Source organism: Streptomyces sp. NPDC051913, from assembly GCF_044593635.1.
In the GTDB taxonomy this organism is placed as follows: domain Bacteria; phylum Actinomycetota; class Actinomycetes; order Streptomycetales; family Streptomycetaceae; genus Streptomyces.
Map to the genome: position 1 here is coordinate 37366 of NZ_JBIUCI010000005.1, position 19976 is coordinate 57341.

At 68.8% G+C, this 19976-nt stretch carries 15 protein-coding genes and 1 pseudogene; 9 read left to right on the top strand and 7 right to left on the bottom strand.

The window, feature by feature from the left end; translation table 11 throughout:
• Positions 1 to 43 precede the first annotated feature (43 nt).
• Positions 44 to 1042 carry an NADP-dependent oxidoreductase gene (locus tag ACIHIX_RS16225; protein WP_399955725.1) on the bottom strand — a complete coding sequence of 333 codons (999 nt, stop codon included), beginning with the start codon at positions 1040 to 1042 and terminating at the stop codon, positions 44 to 46.
• An 89-nt stretch (positions 1043 to 1131) separates the two neighbouring features.
• Here ACIHIX_RS16225 and ACIHIX_RS16230 point away from each other — a divergent pair, with 89 nt between their 5' ends.
• A complete protein-coding gene (locus ACIHIX_RS16230; protein WP_399955727.1) occupies positions 1132 to 1569 on the top strand; it encodes a MarR family winged helix-turn-helix transcriptional regulator in 438 nt (145 codons plus the stop codon).
• A gap of 239 nt (positions 1570 to 1808) precedes the next feature.
• On the opposite strand, the gene ACIHIX_RS16235 is transcribed toward ACIHIX_RS16230, so the two are convergent.
• The 6 genes from ACIHIX_RS16235 to ACIHIX_RS16260 form a co-directional block, all read right to left on the bottom strand.
• Positions 1809 to 2768, bottom strand: coding sequence for a hypothetical protein (locus ACIHIX_RS16235; RefSeq protein WP_399955729.1), 960 nt, complete (start codon positions 2766 to 2768; stop codon positions 1809 to 1811).
• A gap of 146 nt (positions 2769 to 2914) precedes the next feature.
• Positions 2915 to 3946, bottom strand: a complete 1032-nt coding sequence (yjfF, locus tag ACIHIX_RS16240) for a galactofuranose ABC transporter, permease protein YjfF (protein ID WP_399955731.1) — start codon at positions 3944 to 3946, stop codon at positions 2915 to 2917.
• Positions 3946 to 5028: an ABC transporter permease gene (locus ACIHIX_RS16245; RefSeq protein ID WP_399955733.1), complete on the bottom strand. Its 1083-nt coding sequence runs from the start codon at positions 5026 to 5028 to the stop codon at positions 3946 to 3948. Before ACIHIX_RS16245 ends, yjfF begins: the two co-directional genes overlap by 1 nt.
• Positions 5025 to 6575 (bottom strand): sugar ABC transporter ATP-binding protein, encoded by a 1551-nt coding sequence (locus ACIHIX_RS16250; protein ID WP_399955734.1) that lies wholly within the window; start codon positions 6573 to 6575, stop codon positions 5025 to 5027. Before ACIHIX_RS16250 ends, ACIHIX_RS16245 begins: the two co-directional genes overlap by 4 nt.
• Before the next feature lie 774 nt (positions 6576 to 7349).
• A complete protein-coding gene (locus ACIHIX_RS16255) occupies positions 7350 to 8357 on the bottom strand; it encodes an ABC transporter substrate-binding protein (RefSeq protein ID WP_399955735.1) in 1008 nt (335 codons plus the stop codon).
• A 112-nt stretch (positions 8358 to 8469) separates the two neighbouring features.
• A complete protein-coding gene (locus tag ACIHIX_RS16260; protein ID WP_399955736.1) occupies positions 8470 to 9489 on the bottom strand; it encodes a LacI family DNA-binding transcriptional regulator in 1020 nt (339 codons plus the stop codon).
• Between the two features lie 289 nt (positions 9490 to 9778).
• On the opposite strand from ACIHIX_RS16260, the gene ACIHIX_RS16265 reads away from it, so the two are divergent.
• The 8 genes and pseudogenes from ACIHIX_RS16265 to ACIHIX_RS16300 all read left to right on the top strand — a co-directional run bounded on the left by ACIHIX_RS16265 (position 9779) and on the right by ACIHIX_RS16300 (position 19929).
• Positions 9779 to 10939: a mandelate racemase/muconate lactonizing enzyme family protein gene (locus ACIHIX_RS16265; protein WP_399955737.1), complete on the top strand. Its 1161-nt coding sequence runs from the start codon at positions 9779 to 9781 to the stop codon at positions 10937 to 10939.
• Positions 10936 to 11940 (top strand): zinc-binding dehydrogenase, encoded by a 1005-nt coding sequence (locus ACIHIX_RS16270; protein WP_399955739.1) that lies wholly within the window; start codon positions 10936 to 10938, stop codon positions 11938 to 11940. The genes ACIHIX_RS16265 and ACIHIX_RS16270 overlap by 4 nt, the downstream gene beginning before the upstream one ends.
• A 154-nt stretch (positions 11941 to 12094) precedes the next feature.
• A complete protein-coding gene (locus tag ACIHIX_RS16275; RefSeq protein ID WP_399955741.1) occupies positions 12095 to 13063 on the top strand; it encodes a hypothetical protein in 969 nt (322 codons plus the stop codon).
• 141 nt (positions 13064 to 13204) lie between these two features.
• The gene (gene chvE, locus ACIHIX_RS16280) at positions 13205 to 14311 is read left to right on the top strand and encodes a multiple monosaccharide ABC transporter substrate-binding protein (protein ID WP_399955744.1); all 1107 of its coding nucleotides are present in this window, start codon (positions 13205 to 13207) and stop codon (positions 14309 to 14311) included.
• Between the two features lie 48 nt (positions 14312 to 14359).
• Positions 14360 to 15910 (top strand): multiple monosaccharide ABC transporter ATP-binding protein, encoded by a 1551-nt coding sequence (mmsA, locus tag ACIHIX_RS16285; RefSeq protein WP_399955747.1) that lies wholly within the window; start codon positions 14360 to 14362, stop codon positions 15908 to 15910.
• Positions 15907 to 17151: a multiple monosaccharide ABC transporter permease gene (gene mmsB / locus ACIHIX_RS16290; RefSeq protein WP_399955749.1), complete on the top strand. Its 1245-nt coding sequence runs from the start codon at positions 15907 to 15909 to the stop codon at positions 17149 to 17151. The genes mmsA and mmsB overlap by 4 nt, the downstream gene beginning before the upstream one ends.
• A 51-nt stretch (positions 17152 to 17202) precedes the next feature.
• A pseudogene (locus ACIHIX_RS16295) lies at positions 17203 to 18264 on the top strand (aldose epimerase family protein); the annotation flags it as partial.
• Positions 18265 to 18426: 162 nt separating this feature from the next.
• Positions 18427 to 19929, top strand: coding sequence for a pyridoxal phosphate-dependent aminotransferase (locus tag ACIHIX_RS16300; protein WP_399955752.1), 1503 nt, complete (start codon positions 18427 to 18429; stop codon positions 19927 to 19929).
• The last annotated feature ends 47 nt before the right edge of the window (positions 19930 to 19976 follow it).

The window sequence follows — 19976 nt, forward strand, 5'->3', positions numbered from 1 at the left end:
TTTCGGAAAGAAGTTACCGCATACCGGAAAACGACAGAAGACGTCAGAGCTTGACGATCATCTTTCCGGTGTTGTCGCCCCGCAGTACCCCGAGGAACGCCTCCAGGTTGTTCTCGATGCCCTCGACGACCGTCTCGCGGTACTTGAGCGCACCGGACGCCACCCACGGGCCGACCTCGGAGACGAACTGCGGCTGGAGGTCGTAGTGGTCACCGACCAGCAGGCCCTCGATACGGCCGCGGGTCTGGATGAGCCGGGCGAGGTTGCGCGGACCGGGAGCGGCCTCGGTGTTGTTGTAGACCGAGATCATGCCGCAGATCGCGATCCGGCCACCCTGGTTCAGCGAGCCGATGGCCGCCTCCAGGTGGTCGCCGCCGACGTTGTCGAAGTAGACGTCGACACCGTCCGGCGCGGCCTCGCGCAGCTGCTGGCTCACCGGGCCGTTCTTGTAGTTGAAGGCCGCGTCGAAGCCGTACTCCTCCACGAGGAGCTTGACCTTCTCGTCGGAGCCGGCCGAGCCGATGACCCGCGAGGCACCCTTGAGCCTGGCGATCTGGCCGACCTGGCCGCCCACGGCACCGGCGGCGCCGGAGACGAAGACCGAGTCGCCCTCCTTGAAGGACGCGGTGCGCAGCAGACCGGCGTAGGCGGTGAGGCCGGTCATGCCGAGGACGCCGAGATAGGTGGACAGGGGCGCGGCGTCCGGGTCGACCTTGACGGCCTGCGCGGCGTCGAACGTGGCGTACTCGCGCCAGCCGCCGAAGTGCAGGACGTGGTCGCCGACGGCGATGTTCTCGGCGCCGGAGGCGATGACCTCGCCGACCGCGCCGCCCTGCATGACCTTGCCGAGTTCGAAGGGGGCGACGTAGGACTTGGCGGCCGACATGCGGCCCCGCATGTAGGGGTCCACCGACAGGTACTTGTTCCGCACCAGCACCTGACCCTCACCCGGCTGCTTCACCTCGGCCTCGACCAGGGCGAAGTCCTCGGGCTTCGGCCAGCCGACGGGACGGCTGAGCAGGTGCCACTCGCGGTTGATCATGACAGAACCTTTCCGATTTACTTCAGTACCTGAAACAACCATGCTCCTGAATATTTCAGGTTGTCAAGTAATGGGGGTAGTCTTGAGCCATGGCCACTCCTCCCAAGACCCGCCGCCCCGACGCGCTGACCATGGAAGTCGTCGAGCTGATCGGTGACGTCGTGGCGCGCTTCTACGAGGACTACGAGGAGGCCGCCGGCGATCACGCGCTCACCGGCCCCCAGGCGCGGCTGCTCAGCCTGCTGTCGCTGGAGCCGCTGCCCATGCGGAAGCTGGCGCAGAAGCTGAAGTGCGAGCCGTCGAACGTGACCGGGATCGTGGACCGCCTGGAGACCCGCGGCCTGGTGGAGCGGCGGCCCGACCCCGCGGACCGGCGGGTGAAGGTGGCGGCGGTGACGGACGAGGGCCGGGACGTGGCCCGGAGCCTGCGCGAGGGGCTGCGGTTCGCCCGTGAGCCGCTGGCCGGGCTGTCGGACGAGGAGCGGGAGTCACTGCGGGACCTGCTGCGGCGGATGCTCAACTCCTGAGACCGGCCTGGCGATCGGCCGAGCCAGGCGACCGGCCGAGCCAGGCGACCGGCCGAGCCAAGCGACCGGCCGAGCCAAGCGACCCACCCAGTCGAGTGATTGGCCCGGTCGGGCGATCGCCCTAGGGCCTGTCCGGCGGATCAGGTCGCGGGAAAGCCGCGGCGCCTCATCGACGCCGGCGTGCCAGCCCCCGCGTCTGCGGCATGATCCGCCGGACAGGCCCTAGCCGGGCGACCGGCTCAGGTGCACCACCACAGGAACCGCTCGCACGGTGTCTCCGACGGAGCCGGCGTCGGGTCGGCCGTGGTCGGGTCGGTCGTGGGCGTGGCCGACGCGGCCGGGCCGGTGGCCGTCGGGGTCGGGGTGGAGGCACCCGGAACGGCCGTGGCCCCCGCCGACTGGGGATCCTTGTCCTTGTCGTCCTTCTCCTTCTCGGAGGCGGACGCGGAGGCCGAGGCCGACGGGGACGTCGAGGTGTTCGCGGACGCGGAGGCCGAGGGGAGCGCGTTCGCGTCGTCCAGCGGCTCGGCGGTCTTGCCCGCCTCCGCCGAGGCGGCTCCCTCGGCGGACTCGTCGCCGGCCGCGGCGGGCGTGGAGTGGGAACCGGGCGCGTCCATGCCGAGCTCGGCGAGGCTCAGGCCGCCGGCGGCGAGCACGAAGCCCGCGGCGACGAGGAGCACCCGGCGGCGTCTGCGGCGATGGGCCGCGGCTTTACGGTCACGGCGGCTTCCGGCGCCGGCGGAGCCGTCGCCGTCCTCGTCGCCGTCCTCGTCGTCGTACTCGAGGTCGCCCTCGTCGTCGTACTCGTCCGGCTGTTCCACGACGGGGGCCCGGCCGCGGCGGCCCTGCGCGCGGCGGCGGGCCGCCCGGCCCCCGGTGACGACCTCGGGCTCCTCGCGAGGCTCCTCGGGGGACTCCGCGTACGACTCCCCATGGGGCGCTTCGTCGCTCTCCACGGCTTCGGGAGCGGCCTCGGGGACGGTGTGGGAGGCGGCTGCGTACGCGGTGTCCGCGTATCCGCCGTCGTACGCCTGGTACGCGCCGTCACCCATCGGCTGCTGCGGCTGCTGCGCGTACTGCTGTGCGTGCTGCTGGGCGGGCTGGGTCGCGTAGGCGCGGAGCTGTTCTACGGAGGTGCCGCACCCGGGGCAGGCGAGGGCGCCGTTGAGGTGCCGTCGGCACGGGAGGCAGTAGTCCATGACGCGGGAAGATTAAGTTCCCGATCCGTAGCGTTCCTAGAGGCAGCTGTGAATGTTGTGTGGGGAACTGGCCGTTCCGGTGCGGCGAGTTGAGGATGATCCACCCATCCACCCTCAACCCGCCGAAACCGGCCGCAGCGCTCCGCTCAGGCCTTCTTACGCGTCGTCATCACCCGCTGGATCAGGATGAAGGCGCAGAGCAGCACACCGGTGGCGATCTTCGTCCACCAGGAGCTGAGCGTGCCCTCGAACTGGATGATGCTCTTGATCAGACCGAGCACGAGGACACCGAACAGCGTGCCGAGCACATAGCCGGAGCCGCCCGTCAGCAGGGTGCCGCCGATGACCACCGCGGCGATCGCGTCGAGTTCCATGCCGACCGCGTGCAGCGGGTCGCCGGACTGGATGTAGAGCATGAAGAGCAGACCGGCGAGCGCGGAGCAGAAGCCGCTCATCGTGTAGACCGCGATCTTCGTGCCGCCCAGCGGGAGGCCCATGAGGAGGGCCGACTGCTCGTTGCCGCCGATGGCGTAGATCCGGCGGCCGAAGCGGGTGTAGTGCAGGAGGTAGAAAGCGGCCGCCAGGACGACGAGGGCCACCACGGCGCCGATCGACAGGTCGCCCACGCCCAGTGACACCCGGGTCTCGGCGAGGCTGCTCACCGCGGAGTCGTTGATCGCGATCGACTCCTTGCTGATGACCAGGCACAAGCCCCGGAAGAGGAAGAGGCCCGCGAGGGTCACGATGAACGGCTGGATCTCGAAGTTGTGGATCACATAGCCCATGAGGAAGCCGCCGAACGCGCCCACTCCCAGGGATATGGGGATGACCACGAGGAGCGGCAGGCCCACGTCCTGGACCAGCCACGCCGTGAGCATCGTCGTGAAGCCGATCACCGAGCCGACGGACAGGTCGATGCCGCCGGACAGGATGACGAAGGTGGCGCCTACGGCGGCGACCAGCAGATAGCCGTTGTCGATGAACAGGTTGAGGAACACCTGCGAGTCGCCGAAGCCGTAGTTCTGGTAGCGGCTGAGGCCGGCGATGTACATCGCGAGGAACAGGGCGGCCGTGACCAGGACGGGGAGTCGGCGGTCACCCAGGACGCGCGCCGCCTTGGACGGCGTACGGGCTTCGGGCCGGTCCGGTGTCGTGGGGGTCTTGGTCGTCGTACTCATCACGACACCTCCATCTTGGGAGCGGCGGGCTCGGTGGTGACCGCGGCCGGTGCCGTCGGGGGCGTCTTCTTCGCGCGGGCGCCGAAGACCTTCGCCCGGAACTTCGGGGACTGGAGCAGGCAGACGACGATGACGACGGCGGCCTTGAAGACCAGGTTCGTCTGGGTCGGTACGCCGATGGTGTAGATGGTGGTGGTGAGGGTCTGGATGACCAGGGCGCCGACCACCGTGCCGCCGATGGAGAAGCGGCCGCCGAGCAGCGAGGTGCCGCCGATGACCACGGCGAGGATGGCGTCGAGCTCGATCCACAGGCCGGCGTTGTTGCCGTCCGCTGCCGAGGTGTTGGAGCTGACCATCAGGCCCGCGATGCCCGCGCACAGGGCGCAGAAGACGTACACCATGATCTTGATGCGCATCGACCTGATGCCGACCAGCCGGCTGGCCTCGGCGTTGCCGCCGACCGACTCGACGAGCAGGCCGAGGGCGGTGCGACGGGTCAGGGCGACGGTGACGGCGACGACCGCGGCGACCACGAAGATGGAGAACGGCAGGGTCAGCCAGTAGCCGCCGCCGATGAGCTTGTACGGCTCGCTGTTGATGGTGATGATCTGGCCGTCGGTGATCAGCTGGGCGACGCCGCGACCCGCGACCATGATGATGAGGGTCGCGATGATGGGCTGGATGCCCATGCGGGCGACGAGGAAGCCGTTCCACAGACCGCAGACGACCGCGGCGACCAGGCCGAGGCCCATCGCCAGCAGGACTCCGGCCAGAGCGTCCTGGTCCTTCTGGTCGCTGATGTACGAGCAGGTCAGTGCGCCGGTGATGGCGACGACCGCGCCGACGGAGAGGTCGATGCCGCCGGTGGCGATGACCAGGGTCATGCCGACCGCCACCAGGATCAGGGGCGAGCCGAACAGGACGATCGAGACGAGGCTGCCGTAGAGGTGGCCGTCCGTCATGTGGATGGCGAAGAAGTCGGGCGTGAAGGGGAGGTTGACGAGCAGCAGGGCCACCAGGACCGCGACCGGCCAGAAGAGGTTGTGGCGCGTCAGTGCTCGCCAGCGGGGGTTGGGGGTCACTGCTGTTCTCCGCTCTGCTCTCCGCTGGCGATGGTCTCTAGGATCTTGCTGGGGGTGATCTCGGGCCCGTTGGTGAGCCGGGCCACGAGCTTGCGGTCGCGCAGCACGCCGATGGTGTGGCTGAGGCGGAGGACCTCCTCCAGCTCGGCCGCGATGTAGAGGACCGACATGCCGTCCTCGGAGAGGGAGACGACCAGCTTCTGGATCTCCGTCTTGGCGCCGATGTCGATACCGCGGGTGGGCTCGTCGAGGATCAGCAGCTTGGGCTGGGTGATCAGCCAGCGGGCGAGAAGCACCTTCTGCTGGTTGCCGCCGCTCAACTGGCCTACGCGGGCTTCGGGGTTGGCGGGGCGGATGTCGAGGGCCTTGATGTACTTGGCGACGAGTTCGTCGCGCTGGGCCGTCGGGATGGGGCGGGTCCAGCCGCGGGCCGCCTGGAGGGCGAGGATGATGTTCTCGCGGACGGTCAGGTCGGGGACCAGGCCCTCGGTCTTGCGGTTCTCGGAGCAGAACGCGACGCCGGCGCCGATGGCGTCGTTGGGGGCGCTCATCGCGACCTGCTTGCCGCCGATGGTGACCTTGCCGGCGTCGGGCTGGTCGGCGCCGAAGAGGAGCCGGGCGAGTTCGGTCCGCCCCGACCCCAACAGGCCCGCGAGACCGACGACTTCACCCTTCTTGATGTCGAGGTCGAAGGGCGCGATGCCGCCGGTGCGGCCGAGGCCCTCCGCGGTGAGCAGCGACTCACCGACGTCCGCGTGGAGTTGGTGGTCGTGCAGTTCCTCCAGCTGGTCCAGGGCCTTGCCGATCATCAGCTCGATGAGGCCGACCTGGTCGAGGTCGCGGACCAGGTGTTCGCCGACGAGGGTGCCGTTGCGCAGGACCGTCATGCGGTCGCAGATCTCGTAGATCTGGTCGAGGAAGTGGGAGACGAAGAGGATCGCCACGCCCTCGTCGCGCAGCCGCCGCATCAGGCGGAAGAGTTCGAGGACCTCGTCGCGGTCGAGGCTGGAGGTCGGCTCGTCGAGGACGAGGACCTTGGTGCCGGAGCCCGAGCCGTCGCTGTCGCCGTGGCCCACCGACCGTACGATCGCGACGAGTTGCTGTACGGCGAGGGGGTACGAGGACAGCGGCGCGGTCACGTCGATGTCGAGGCCGAGACGGTCGACCATCTCCGCCGCCTCCTTGCGCATCCGCTTCCACTGGATGCGGCCGGCGCGGGTGGGCTCACGGCCGATGAAGATGTTCTCCGCCACCGAGAGGTTGGGGCAGAGGTTGACCTCCTGGTAGACGGTGCTGATGCCGGCCTGCTGCGCCTGGAGCGGGCTGCCGATCCGCACGGCCCTGCCGTCCAGGGTGACGGTGCCGCCGTCCAGGGTGTACACCCCGGTCAGCACCTTGATCAGGGTGGATTTCCCGGCCCCGTTCTCGCCCATCAGGGCGTGGATCTCGCCGGGGAAGAGCCGGAAGTCGACGCCCGACAGAGCCCTTACCCCCGGAAACTCTTTGACTATGCCCGTCATCTCCAGGACGGGCTGCGGCTCTGCCATGGCAGCGCTCCTCGTGGATCGTCGATTCGGTTCAGGCCCCCAAGGGGCCAACCCCGCGGGGAGCCTGGCCGACCGAGAGGTACTCGGCGGGCCGGGGGCTCCCTGGGGGTGGTGCGGTCTTTCATTCACGGCCGGTGGTCATGTGCGGCGGGTGGTCATCTGCGGTGGTTGGTCGTGTGCGGCCGTTGGTCGATACGGCGCCCGGTCGGCACCGTGGCCGGTCGATACGGCGGCCGGTCGGCACCGTGGCCGGTCGGCACCGTGGGCCGGTGGGCCGGTGGCAGCTCCAGTCGGCGGCCACCGCCGATCCGTCGGCACCCACTCTCGGTGGCACCGCCGGCCAACAGTCACCGCCGCCGGTCGGCACCGCGACGGCAGCACGCCCCCGAGCGCCGGCCCCTGCGGGGCCACCGTCACGGTGGTGGCCTCCGAGGCGGTCAGCACCGCCGATCCCTCGGCGCCACCGATCCGCCGACACCGCCGACCAACGGCCTCCACGCCGGGCGACACCACGACCGGGCGACACCACGGCCGGAAGGCGCCCGGGGCGGCCGGTCGGTACCGGTCGCCGTTCGCCGATCCGCACCGATCGCCGTTCGCCGGTCCGCACCGCCATCCGGCGACCGCACCCCTGGAGGGCGACCGCACCCCCGGAGGGCAACCGCACCCCCAGCCAGCCAGCGCGCCCGCAACCGGCGAGCGCGCCGCCGTCCGGTCGGCGTCGACGCGGGTCGGCACTGTCCAGTCGCCGGTGCCGCACCGCCGTCGCCCCCGTCAGTACTTGCGGCTCGGGAGGGCGGCCTTTGCCTGGTCCTGCATGAAGTCGCCCTCCTTGGTCTTGATCCAGCGCTCGACCGTGCCGCCGTCGTGGACCGTCTTGACGACCTCCATCAGCTGGGGGCCGAGGAGCGGGTTGCACTCGACGATGGCGTTGATCTTGCCCTCGGACATGGCGACGAAGCCGTCCTTCACGCCGTCGACCGAGACGATGAGGATGTCCTTGCCGGGCTTCTTGCCGGCCGCCTCGATGGACTGGATGGCGCCGATGGCCATGTCGTCGTTGTGGGCGTAGAGGACGTTGATGTCCGGGTTGGACTGCAGGAAGGCCGCCATGACCTGCTTGCCGCCGGCGCGGGTGAAGTCGCCGGTCTGGGTGACGACGATCTTCCAGTCGTCCGCGTGGTCGGCGTCCATGACCTCCTTGAAGCCCTTGGCGCGCTCGATGGCGGGGGCGGCACCGGTGGTGCCCTCCAGCTGGGCGATCTTCACGTCGCCCTTGAGGCCGGCCTTGGCGATGACCTTCTCGAGGATCTTCGCGGCGCGGCGGCCCTCGTCGGTGAAGTCGGAGCCGACGAGGGTGACGTACAGGGACTCGTCGGAGGTCTCCACGGAGCGGTCGGTGAGGACGACCGGGATCTTCGCGGCCTTGGCCTCCTTGAGCACCGCGTCCCAGCCGGTGACGACCACCGGGGAGAAGGCGATGACGTCGACCTTCTGCGCGATGTAGCTGCGGATGGCCGAGATCTGGTTCTCCTGCTTCTGCTGGGCGTCGGAGAACTTCAGGGTGTAACCCGCGTCCTTGGCTGCGGACTTGACCGAGTCGCTGTTGGCGGTGCGCCAGCCGCTCTCGGAGCCGACCTGGGAGAAGCCGAGGGTGATCGCCTTGGAGCCGCCGCTGCCCGCGGAGTCGCTGGAGTTGTCGTCCTCCTTGGCGCAGGCCGCCAGGGTGCCCGCCGCCGCAACGCCGATCGCCGCAGTCAGGAAGTTCCTTCTGTTGAGCATGTTCTTCTCCTTTGAAGAGCCAGGACAGATCGCACCGCGTCCAGCCTGTCGATCATTATTCGAAATATCGGTCACACTGGTGTGCGAATTGCGACGTTTGATGGAGGTCGGGTCAGTCGGGTGCCGTGCTGGCCCTGACGACGAGTTGGGGTTCGATGACCACTCCGGGCGCCCCGGAGGGAGCCCGGCCCTCGATGAGGTCCAGCAGCAGGGCGATGCTGTGCTTGCCCACCGTCGCGAAGTCCTGCCGGACGGTGGTGAGCGGAGGCGCGAAGAACTCCGACTCCGGGATGTCGTCGAAGCCGACCATCGCGACGTCCTGCGGCGTGCGCACCCCCGCTTCCCGCAGCGCCCGCAACACCCCCAGCGCCATCTGGTCGTTGGCGACGAAGACCGCGGTCAGTCCACGGCCCACCCAGCCGGCCAGTTCCTGGCCCGCCCGGTAGCCCGAGAGCGGACTCCAGTCCCCCCGCAGCGGCGTCGGCGGCTCGATGCCCGCCGCTTCGAGGGTGGCCCGCCAGCCGGTGACCCGGTCGGCGGCCTCCTGCCAGTCCTCGGGTCCGGCGAGGTGCCAGACCGTACGGTGCCCGGCGGCCAGCAGATGCCCGGTGGCGAGCCGGGCGCCGAGCTGCTGGTCCACGTTGACGCTGGGGATCTCGGCGCCGGATCCGGTGCCGACGACCACCACCGGGAAGGGGTGGCGGAGTTCGGCCAGGGCCTCGACCGCCGAGCGCTGCGGGGCGAGGGCGATCACTCCCTCCACGCCGCCGTCGCTGAGGTGGTCCAGGGCCTCGGACAGGGTCTCCTTCGCCAGCTTGTGCAGGCTGACCGTCGAGACGGTGTACCCCGCGGCCCGGGCCGCGTCCTCCAGCGCGAACAGCGTGCTGGCCGGGCCGTACAGCGTGGTGTTGGAGGCGACCACACCCAGGGTGCGGGTGCGGCGGGTGGCCAGGGCGCGGGCCGAGGAGTTGCGGCGGTAGCCCATCTCCTCGATCGCCCGCAGGACCTTGGCCCGTGTCTCGTCCCGGACGTTGGGATGATCGCCCAGTACCCGGGACACCGTCTGGTGGGACACCCCGGCGAGGCGTGCCACATCGGCCATGGTGGGCGGCCGGAGCTCTAAGTGGTTCACGGCCGCACCTCCTGGCGGTCAGCGATCGGTTGAATGCGAGGCACATTGTGAGCGCTAACAATTCATGGCGGTCAAGAGGGCTGCATCGGGAAGGTCGTCACGGTTGAATAACGCAGCAGGCTGCGGGAGTTGAGATACCGGACGGATGTGCACGTCATCAAGACCGTTACGCCGTTCGACCCTCCGACCCATTGACACCCCGACCGAGACGTCCTTACGGTCGGGCCAGCATTTCGAACGTGAGCCGAAATTTCGAACAACAAGCTTGAGAGCCTAGGGAGTAGCTGACGTGCGCATCACGGGAATCAGCACGCACGTGGTCGGGACGCCATGGCGCAACCTGACCTACGTCCAGGTGCACACCGACGAGGGACTCACCGGAGTCGGCGAGACCCGCATGCTGGGCCACACCGACGCCCTCATCGGCTATCTGCACGAGGCGAAGACCAACCACATTCTCGGGTCGGACCCGTTCGCTGTCGAGGATCTGGTCAAGCGCATGAAGTACGGCGACTACGGCCGTGCGGGCGAGATCGTGATGTCCGGCATCGCCGTGATCGAGATGGCCTGCTGGGACATCAAGGGCAAGGCGCTCGGCGTGCCGGTCTGGCAGCTGCTCGGCGGCAAGGTCACCGACAAGGTCAAGGCGTACGCCAACGGCTGGTACACCACCGAGCGCACCCCGGAGGCCTACCACAAGGCCGCCCAGGGCGTCATGGAGCGCGGCTACAAGGCGCTCAAGATCGACCCCTTCGGCACCGGGCACTTCGAGCTGGACCACGAGCAGAGCCTGTACGCCGTCTCGCTCATCGAGGCCGTCCGCGACGCCATCGGCCCGGACGCCGAGCTGATGCTGGAGATGCACGGCCGCTTCTCCCCCGCCACCGCCGTACGCCTGGCCAAGGACCTGGCGCCCTTCAAGCCCGCGTGGCTGGAGGAGCCGGTGCCGCCGGAGAACCTGAAGGCGCTGGAGAAGGTCGCCGCCAAGGTCGAGATGCCGGTCGCCACCGGTGAGCGCATCCACGACCGGATCGAGTTCCGCGAGCTCTTCGAGAGCCAGGCCGTGGACATCATCCAGCCCGACGTCGGCCACATCGGCGGCATCTGGGAGACCCGGAAGCTGGCCGCGACCGCCGAGACCCACTACATGCTGGTCGCCCCGCACAACGTGGGCGGCCCGGTGCTGACGGCGGCCTCGCTCCAGGTCGGCTTCACCGCGCCGAACTTCAAGATCCTCGAGCACTTCAACGACTTCGCGGACGCCGACATCAAGAAGGTCGTCAAGGGCGCCCCGCAGGTCGTGGACGGCTACTTCGAACTGTCGCACGAGCCGGGCCTGGGCGTGGAGCTGGACGTCGACGCCGCCGCGGAGTTCCCGCAGCAGCAGGCCCGCTTCGACCTGTGGGCCGACGGCTGGGAGCAGCGCAAGCCGAAGGGCACCGAGCAGTGAGCAGCGCGGTCGTCGTCGGGGCGCCCGGCGAGCACGAGCTCGTCGAGCACACCCCGCGTGCGCCCGGCGCCGGCGAGGCCCTGGTCCGCGTCCACGCGGTCGGCATCTGCGGCAGCGACCGCGAGGTGTACCAGGGCAACCGGCCCGAGGGGTACGTCCGCTACCCGCTGACCCCGGGCCACGAGTGGTCCGGCACGGTCGAGGCCGTGGGTCCGGCCGTGCCGGAGTCCCTGGTCGGCCGGAAGGTGGTCGGCGAGGGCTTTCGCAACTGCCAGGTCTGCGACCGCTGCCACGCGGGCGAGACCACGCTGTGCACGGACGGCTACGAGGAGACCGGGTTCACCCAGCCCGGCGCCATGGCCGCCACGCTCACCCTGCCGGCCCGGCTGCTGCACGCCCTGCCGGACGACGCCGATCTGACGGCGGCGGCACTCCTGGAGCCCGCAGCGTGCATCGCGGCCGCCGCGATCAAGGCGAACGCGCGGCCCGGCGAGCGGGTGGCCGTGGTGGGCACGGGGACGCTCGGGATCTTCGCGGTGCAGTTCCTGCGGGCGGGCTCGCCCTCGGAGCTGCTGGTGGTGGGCACCCGCCCGGACCGCGCGGAGCTCTCGAAGACCTTCGGCGCCACCGACTTCCGCACCCGGGACCAGGAGCTGCCCGACGACTTCGACGTCGTCATCGAGACCGCCGGGTCGGCGACCGCCGCGAACACCGCGGCCTCGCTGCTCCGGCGCGGCGGCCGGCTCGTCCTGACGGGCATCCCGGCCGCGGGCGCCGACGGACTCGACCCCACCGATCTCGTCGTACGCCAGCTGGAGGTGCACACCGTGTTCGGGGCGCCGCCGGACGCCTGGTCGCACACGGTGCGGGTCTTCGGGGCCGGGCTGCTCGATCCGCTGCCGCTCGTGACGCACGAGCTGCCGCTGGAGGAGTTCCCGCGCGCCATCGAGCTGGTCGGATCCGGTGACCCGACGGTCGGCAAGGTCCTCCTGAAGCCATGACGACCCCCTGAGCCGTACGCCGGTACGGAGTACCTGACGACTTCGTACCGGCGTACACCCAAATCCCTGCGCCTTTTTAAGCCATGTTGCACGAAGCCTTGTTGCACGCAGAGCCGCGATCCACGTCCGAAATACCGAACACGAAGGACAGCTTGTGACCGAGACCACCGCCAGCGCGGCCCGACGACCCGGTGAGCAGGCGCTCGCCGCGCTCGGTCTGGGCGCTCCCGCCCTCGACCCGGCCGACGCCTCTGCGCACACCTTCCCCGGTGGCGGCCGCTGGCGCACCGAAGTGCCCTCCGTGGAGGGGCCCGAGGCCCTCTCCGTGGTCCTCAAGGAGTCCTCGCGGCTCGATGTGCCGATCCACCGGATCAGCCAGGGCAGCGGCGTGTGGATGCTCACCGACGCCGAGATCACCGAGATGGTGGAGGCGACCGCCGAGCGGGACATCGAGCTCTGCCTGTTCACCGGCCCTCGCGGCACCTGGGACATCGGCGGCTCCACCCGGACCGACTCCAAGGGCGCCGGGCTGCGTGCCCGCGGCCACGACGCGGTCGCCGGGTGTGTCGAAGACGCCGTGCGGGCGACGGAGTTGGGCGTGAAGTGCCTGCTCGTGGCCGACGAGGGCGTGCTGTGGACGCTGCACCGGGCGCGCGTCGCCGGGATCATCCCGGCCGACACCACGCTCAAGGTGTCGGCGCTGATCGGTCCGGTGAACCCGGCCGCGTACGCCGTCTACGAGAACCTCGGTGGTGACTCGATCAACGTGCCCAGCGATCTGACGCTGGATCAACTCACCGAGATCCGCCGGGTGTCGGGCGCTCCGATGGACATGTACATCGAGGCTCCGGACGATCTCGGCGGCTATGTGCGGATGTACGAGGTCGCCGAGCTGATCCGGCGCGGCGCCCCGCTCTATCTGAAGTTCGGCCTGTCGAAGGCTCCCGGGATCTACCCGTACGGCCATCACATGCGCGAGCTCACGCTGTCCACCGCCAAGGAAAGAGTGCGGCGCGGACGGCTCGCCCTGGACCTGCTCGCACGGCACGGGGCGGACGGCGACATGGCGCCGCTCGGCTCAAGACTGCCGGGCGCGCTGACGCGATTCGAAACGCCTGCATAACGTTCCGGACAACGCCCCTTCACAGAAGCCGACGTAGTCGAACAGACTCCGACACAACTTCTCTCGGTCGATCCAGCACCACCGACAGGCGCCCGCATCGCCGGACCGCCCACAGTCTCTAGAACATCAAGGATGATGATCATGCTTAACCGCAGAGCTGCACTCTCCGCCATAGCCACCTCGGCCGTCCTAGCCCTCTCCCTGACCGCCTGTGGCCAGGACAGCGAGGGTGGCAGCGCGGAGAGCAAGGGCGACGCCAAGGGCGGCACCATCGGTATCGCGATGCCGACCAAGTCCTCCGAGCGCTGGATCGCCGACGGCAAGAACGTCGAGACCAACCTGCAGAAGCTGGGCTACAAGACCAAGCTGGTCTACGGCGAGGACGAGCCCGACCAGCAGGTCTCGCAGATCGAGAACCTGATCACCCAGGGCGTCAAGGCGCTGATCGTCGCCGCGATCGACAACAAGTCGCTCAACAACGTGCTCCAGGAGGCGAAGGACGCGGGCATCCCCGTCATCGCCTACGACCGTCTGATCCTCGGCACGCCGAACGTCGACTACTACGCCTCCTTCGACAACTCCAAGGTCGGCGAGCTCCAGGCCAACTACATCGTCGAGAAGCTCGGCCTCGCCTCCGGCAAGGGCCCCTTCAACATCGAGCTGTTCGCCGGCTCCAACGACGACAACAACACCAAGTACTTCTTCAACGGCGCGATGAGCGTCCTGAAGCCGTACATCGACTCCAAGAAGCTCGTCGTCAAGTCGGGCCAGGTCGACCTCAACAAGGTCACCACCCTGCGCTGGGACGGCGCCACCGCCCAGCGCCGCATGGACGACATCCTGACCGGCTCCTACAAGTCCGGCCGGGTCGACGCGGTCCTCTCCCCGTACGACGGCATCTCCATCGGCATCCTGTCGGCGCTGAAGTCCGACGGCTACGGCACCAAGTCCAAGCCGCTTCCGGTCCTGACCGGTCAGGACGCCGAGCTGGCCTCCGTGAAGTCGATCATCGCGGGCGACCAGACGCAGACCGTCTACAAGGACACCCGCGAGCTGGCCAAGGTCGCGGCCAACATGGTCGACGCGGTGCTCAACGACAAGAAGCCCGAGACCAACGACACCAAGACCTACGACAACGGCTCCAAGGTCGTCCCCGCCTACCTGCTCAAGCCGGTGAGCGTCGACAAGAGCAACTACAAGCAGGTCCTGGTCGACGGCGGCTACTACACCGAGGGCGAGCTCAAGTAGTCCCCGTCCTGTAGTCGCCTGCAAGAAACCAGATTGGAAGGCACGACCATGGCGGGACCCGTCCTGGAAATGCGCTCGATCGTCAAGACCTTTCCCGGTGTGAAAGCGCTGTCGGACGTCACGCTGACCGTCCGCCAGGGCGAGGTCCACGCCATCTGCGGTGAGAACGGCGCCGGGAAGTCCACCTTGATGAAGGTGCTCTCCGGAGTCCATCCGCACGGCACGTACGAGGGCGAGATCCTCTTCGAAGGGGACGTCTGCGAGTTCAAGGACATCCGGGCGAGCGAGGCGCACGGCATCGTCATCATCCACCAGGAGCTGGCGCTGGTGCCGTACCTCTCCCTCGCGGAGAACATCTTCCTCGGCAACGAGCACGCCTCGCGCGGTTTCATCGACTGGCGCGAGACCCTGCGGCACGCGAGCGAGCTGCTGCGCCGGGTGGGGCTCAGTGAGCACCCCGAGACCCGGGTCGCCGACATCGGTGTCGGCAAGCAGCAGCTCGTGGAGATCGCCAAGGCGCTCTCCAAGAAGGTGAAGCTGCTGATCCTGGACGAGCCCACCGCCGCCCTGAACGACGAGGACAGCGGCAAACTCCTGGATCTCATCCTGGAGTTGAAGAAGCAGGGCATCACCTCGATCATCATCTCCCACAAGCTCAACGAGATCCGCAAGGTGGCCGACTCCGTCACGATCATCCGTGACGGCAAGACCATCGAGACCCTCGACGTGAAGTCCGAGGAGACCTCCGAGGACCGGATCATCTCCGGCATGGTGGGCCGCGACCTCGACCACCGCTTCCCCGAACGCACCGCGTATGACGGTGAGTTGGACGCGGCCCCGGCCCTGGAGATCCGTGACTGGACCGTGCACCACCCGATCGACCAGCAGCGCAAGGTCGTCGACGACGTGTCGATCCATGTCCGGCGCGGGGAGATCGTCGGCATCGCGGGCCTGATGGGCGCGGGCCGCACCGAGCTCGCGATGAGCGTGTTCGGCCGCTCCTACGGGCGGCACGCGGGCGGCACGGTCCTCAAGGACGGCAAGGAGATCCGCACCAAGTCGGTCGCCGAGGCGGTCGACCACGGCATCGCCTATGTCACCGAGGACCGCAAGCACTACGGCCTCAACCTCATCGACACCATCAACCGCAACATCTCGCTCAGCGCCCTGAACAAGGTCGCCAAGCGCGGGGTGGTCGACGAGCACGAGGAGCGGAAGGTCGCCGAGGGCTTCCGCAAGTCCATGAACATCAAGGCGCCGACCGTCTTCGAGCCGGTGGGCAAGCTGTCCGGCGGCAACCAGCAGAAGGTCGTCCTCAGCAAGTGGATCTTCGCCGGTCCCGAGGTGCTCATCCTGGACGAACCCACCCGAGGCATCGACGTCGGTGCCAAGTACGAGATCTACACCGTCATCGACCAGCTGGCCGCGCAGGGCAAGGCGGTCGTCTTCATCTCGTCCGAGCTGCCCGAGCTGCTCGGCATGTGTGACCGCATCTACACGATGGCCGCCGGGCGGCTGACCGGCGAGTTCTCCCGTGCCGAGGCCTCGCAGGAATCGCTGATGCGCCAGATGACCAAGGACAAAGAGGTAACCCGATGAGCACGGATGTGACCGCCAAGACGCCGGCCCCGGCGCCGCCGGGCAAGAGCGGCTCCGCCTCCGGCGACAACCTGCTGCAGCTGATGCTGGACGGCCTGCGGCGCAACATGCGCCAGTACGGCATGCTGATCGCCCTCGGCCTGATCGTCGCGCTGTTCGCGGTGTGGACCGACGGTGACCTGCTGCTGCCGCGCAACGTCTCCAACCTGGTCCTTCAGAACAGCTACGTCCTGATCCTCGCGATCGGCATGATGCTGGTCATCATCGCGGGCCACATCGACCTGTCGGTCGGCTCGGTCACGGCGTTCGTGGGCGCGTTCGCGGCGGTACTGACGGTCCAGCACGACGTGTCCTGGCCGATAGCCGTGGTGCTGAGCCTGGCGGTCGGCGCGGGCGCGGGTGCGGCACAGGGCTTCCTCATCGCGTATCTCGGCATACCGTCGTTCATCGTCACCCTCGCGGGCATGCTGGTCTTCCGCGGCTTCACCGAGATCCTCCTTGAGGGCCAGACCCTCGGCCCGTTCCCCGGCGGCCTCCAGAAGATCGGCAACGGCTTCCTGCCGGAGACCGGCCCGGACACCAACTACCACAACATCACGCTGCTCCTCGGCCTGGCCCTGATCGTCTTCGTGGTCCTCCAGGAGGTCCGTGACCGGGGGCGCCAGCAGGAGTTCTCCCTCGACGTGCTGCCCAGGAACATCTTCCTGCTGAAGCTCGTCTCGATCGTCGCGGCGATCCTCGTCGTCACCATGCTGCTCGCCAGCTACAAGGGTGCCCCGATCATCCTGCTCATCCTGGGCGCGCTGGTCGTCGGCTACGGCTACCTGATGCGCAACTCGATCTTCGGCCGGCACATCTACGCGATCGGCGGCAACCTGCCGGCCGCGAAGCTGTCCGGTGTGAAGGACAAGAAGGTCACCTTCCTCGTCTTCCTCAACATGGGCGCGCTCGCGGCCCTGGCGGGTCTCGCGATCGCCGCGCGACTGAACGCGGCGTCCCCGAAGGCGGGCCTCAACTACGAACTGGAGGCCATCGCCTCGGCGTTCATCGGCGGCGCGTCCATGAGCGGCGGTGTCGGCACCGTCCTCGGTGCGATCATCGGCGGTCTCGTCCTCGGCGTGCTGAACAACGGCATGAACCTCCTCAGCGTCGGCTCCGACTGGCAGCAGGTCATCAAGGGCCTCGCCCTGCTGGCCGCGGTCGGGTTCGACGTGTGGAACAAGCGCAAGTCCGGTTCGTAGCAGACCGGTTCGAACGGTTCGGGCCCCGTCGGACGACGGGGCCCTTTCCATGGGAGGAGACACCCGGTGCAGGAACTCTTCGGCAAACTGGCCGACGGGACACGGATCCACCGCTGGTCGCTGGAGAACGGCGGCACCCGGATGAAGGTCCTGTCCTACGGCGGGATCGTGCAGTCCCTGGAGGTCCCCGACCGGCAGGGCCGGTACGCGAACGTCACCCTGGGCTTCACCCGCATCGAGGACTACGTCGACGCCAGCCCGTACTTCGGGGCGCTGATCGGCCGGTACGGCAACCGCATCGGCAAGGGCACCTTCACGCTGGACGGTTCGGCGTACCAGCTCTCCGTGGACGACGGCGAGAACAGCCTGCACGGCGGCGAGGCCGGCTTCGACACGGTGGTGTGGGACGTCGAGCCGTTCGAGCGGGGCACCGACGTCGGTCTGCACCTGTCGTACACGTCCCCCGACGGCGAGATGGGTTACCCGGGCACGCTGGCGGCGAAGGTCACGTACACCCTCACCGCCGACGGCGACTGGCGCATCGACTACGAGGCCACCACCGACAAGCCCACGATCGTCAACCTCACCCACCACGCCTACTGGAATCTCGCGGGCGAGGGCAGCGGCACGATCGGGGATCACGAACTGACCATCCCCGCGGCCCACTTCACACCGACCGACCCCGGCCTGATCCCGACCGGTGACCTGGCGCCGGTGGCGGGCACCCCCTTCGACTTCCGCGAGCCGAAGCCGATCGGCCGGGATCTGCGCACCGGGCATCCGCAGCTGCTCGCGGCCAAGGGGTACGACCACAACTGGGTGCTGGACAAGGGGATCACGGCGGAGCCGCAGGAGGTCGCGGCTCTTCGCGACCCGTCCTCGGGCCGCTCCCTGCGGATCGCCTCCACCGAGCCCGGCCTCCAGTTCTACTCGGGCAACTTCCTCGACGGCACGCTGGTCGGCCCGGCCGGCCGCACCTACCGTCAGGGCGACGCGCTGTGCCTGGAGACCCAGCACTATCCTGACTCCCCGAACCACGAGAACTTCCCGTCGACCATGCTGCGACCTGGGCAGACCTACCGGTCGACGACCGTGCACTCCTTCCACACGTGACCCTCCTTCACAGGTGGCACACAATTTCTTACCGATTTCTCAGCGGTTGAACAGTGCCACCCCAGCCCCCGTATGTATGAGCGGCCCGTGCTCCCCCGCGCGGGCCACCCAAAGACGACGGACCCGGCCGTCCCCAACGGGTCCGCCCCATACGGAGGTTCCATGGCCGAGAACGTCACCTCGCTGTTCCGCAGCACCGCGGCACACAGCCCGTCGATGGCGGCGCTGACGCGGGCGGCCGGCGACGGGGCAGGCCCGATCGACTTCTGTATTCCGGTGAACCCCTACTTTCCCACCCCGGGGATGTGGGACGAGATGTCCAGCCGCCTGCGCGACATCATCACGTACTACCCGTCCAGCGCCGACACCATCACCGCTGAGCTCTGCAACCTCCTGCAACTCCCGCCGCAGGCCGTGGCGATGGGCAACGGCTCCACCGAACTGATCACCTGGATCGACCACCTGCTGGTCCGCGAGTCCCTCGCCATCCCCGTCCCCACCTTCGGCCGCTGGACCGACCAGCCCATGGAGACCGGCAAGCGGGTCGACATGTTCCCGCTCCAGGAGTCCAGCGGCTTCGCCCTCGACCTCGCCCAGTACGCCGAGTTCATCCGGGCCAGGGGGACCCGGGCGGCCGTGATCTGCAACCCCAACAACCCCGACGGCGGCTTCCTCCACAAGCATGCGATCGTCCAGTTCATGGACGCGATGGCCGACCTCGACCTGGTCGTCATCGACGAGAGCTTCCTGGAGTTCGCCGACGCGGAGGCGGAGCCGAGCGTGGTCCAGGAGGCCATGCTGCGGCCGAACGTCATCGTGCTGCGCAGCCTCGGGAAGAACTTCGGACTGCACGGCATACGCTTCGGCTACATGGTCGCCAACCCGGCCCTCGCCGGCCGCGTCCGCTCCATGCTGCCGAAGTGGAACCTCAACGCCTTCGCCGAGTACGTGGTGTTCATGCTCAAGGAGCACGGCGCCGAGTACGCGCAGAGCCTTCAGCAGGTCTACCGGGACCGCCTCGACATGTCGAGCCAGCTCTCCGCGCTCCCCGGTCTGACCGTCTACCCCTCCCAGGGAAACTTCCTCTTCGTGCGCCTCCCCGTGGGCGCCGAAGGCACCGTGGTCCGGGACCGGCTGCTCTCCGAGCACCGGATCCTGGTCCGCGAGTGCGGCAACAAGATCGGCTCGTCCAGCCGCTTCCTGCGTCTCGTGGTGCGCCCCCAGACGGACGTCCGTCGCCTGGTGTCCGCAATGGAACAGGTGCTCTACGGGACCAGGAGGGGAGCCGCCGTGCCTGAGCTGGCTACCGGGACCAGCTACAGCTCGGGCACGGCGGCCGTGGACCGGCTGATGAGCAACGGGGTGGGCATGCCCCTCGCTGCGCAGGCCATGGCGGCGGCTCCCCCTCAGCCGGCGGCGCCCATGCCTGCGCCCATGCCTATGCCGGTTGCTCCTCAGCCTCAGCCGATGCCCATGCCGATGCCGGTTGCTCCTGCCGCCGCTGTTCAGTCGCCGTACGGGGCTGGGGGTGGGCTTACGCCGCCTGGGGTGCCCGCTCGGGGTGGGCTTACCGCCGCGCAGGTTCGGGGGACCGATGGGTTGGCGCCGGCGCCGGCTCAAGGGTGGCCCAACAGTGGTGCCTGGCCCAATGCTGCGGGGGCCTGAGGAGCGCGGGCGGGTGCGGCCGGTTTGTGGCTGGTCGCACAGTTCCC

What these genes read in the sequence shown, in the direction of transcription:
- ACIHIX_RS16255 (WP_399955735.1), bottom strand. Translation starts at nt 8,357, where the DNA reads ATGCTCAACAGAAGGAACTTCCTGACTGCGGCGATCGGCGTTGCGGCG.
- mmsA (WP_399955747.1), top strand. Translation starts at nt 14,360, where the DNA reads ATGGCGGGACCCGTCCTGGAAATGCGCTCGATCGTCAAGACCTTTCCC.
- ACIHIX_RS16250 (WP_399955734.1), bottom strand. Translation starts at nt 6,575, where the DNA reads ATGGCAGAGCCGCAGCCCGTCCTGGAGATGACGGGCATAGTCAAAGAG.
- mmsB (WP_399955749.1), top strand. Translation starts at nt 15,907, where the DNA reads ATGAGCACGGATGTGACCGCCAAGACGCCGGCCCCGGCGCCGCCGGGC.
- ACIHIX_RS16225 (WP_399955725.1), bottom strand. Translation starts at nt 1,042, where the DNA reads ATGATCAACCGCGAGTGGCACCTGCTCAGCCGTCCCGTCGGCTGGCCG.
- yjfF (WP_399955731.1), bottom strand. Translation starts at nt 3,946, where the DNA reads ATGAGTACGACGACCAAGACCCCCACGACACCGGACCGGCCCGAAGCC.
- ACIHIX_RS16300 (WP_399955752.1), top strand. Translation starts at nt 18,427, where the DNA reads ATGGCCGAGAACGTCACCTCGCTGTTCCGCAGCACCGCGGCACACAGC.
- chvE (WP_399955744.1), top strand. Translation starts at nt 13,205, where the DNA reads ATGCTTAACCGCAGAGCTGCACTCTCCGCCATAGCCACCTCGGCCGTC.
- ACIHIX_RS16230 (WP_399955727.1), top strand. Translation starts at nt 1,132, where the DNA reads ATGGCCACTCCTCCCAAGACCCGCCGCCCCGACGCGCTGACCATGGAA.
- ACIHIX_RS16235 (WP_399955729.1), bottom strand. Translation starts at nt 2,768, where the DNA reads ATGGACTACTGCCTCCCGTGCCGACGGCACCTCAACGGCGCCCTCGCC.